Source organism: Pseudomonas siliginis (assembly GCF_019145195.1).
Lineage (GTDB): Bacteria > Pseudomonadota > Gammaproteobacteria > Pseudomonadales > Pseudomonadaceae > Aquipseudomonas > Aquipseudomonas siliginis.
Window position 1 is genome coordinate 1 of record NZ_JAHSTW010000033.1, and the last position, 675, is coordinate 675.

The following is a 675-nucleotide window of genomic DNA, read 5'->3' on the forward strand; positions in this document are numbered from 1 at the left end:
CGCGCCGGCCATCGCGGTCAGGCAACCCAGGGCGCCCGCCGTCCAGATCGACAGGCCTGCGCCGAACAACAACATCATCGCTGACACGCCGCAGACGATGCAGGCACCGGACCGAAGTGCTAGGCGGCGCAGCAACGCCCAGCCTCGCGCCCCATCCTTGTCGGCGCGCCACATCTCGCCGGAGACACCGCCAACCAGGGACAGGGCAATCACCAACCAGATCGGCATCTCTGCCAGTGCCTGTTGCTCGTTCGTCATTGCCCTGCCCCTTAAACAAAAAGACCCGGCGCAATTGCCGGGTCAGGTGGTGGGTGGCCTGCCGCGCTTTGCGGTCGCACCCATCGAAGATGGCCCCTTTTTACAGGTCGATTCTGGTGGCAGCAAGACCGTTTTAATGCCATCCGGTGAATGTTTGGGTGACGCCCGGTGAACGGCTGGCGAATGTCGGTGAATATCTATCCCGGCTGTCTTTTGCTTTTCAGGCGTCCCATGCGTCCCACCTCTCTAAAACTAGGTGGGACGTCCGAAAGCACCGTAGATAGGGGCTTTGCCCCACCGTCCTACTTTTAACTTTCCTTTCTCGTGTATAGAGAGAATATTTAAAAACACGCGTGCGCGTGAACACGCGCATTGATGCCCGCTACGCATACACGGGCGGGAGACATGAAAAAGGTA

At 59.3% G+C, this 675-nt stretch carries 1 protein-coding gene; it reads right to left on the reverse strand.

Annotation, left to right across the window (positions count from 1 at the left end; all coding sequences use genetic code 11):
- Positions 1-258 (reverse strand): phage holin family protein (locus KVG87_RS25720; RefSeq protein ID WP_217853237.1); only part of this gene is annotated, 258 nt, incomplete at its 3' end.
- Between the last annotated feature and the right edge of the window lie 417 nt (positions 259-675).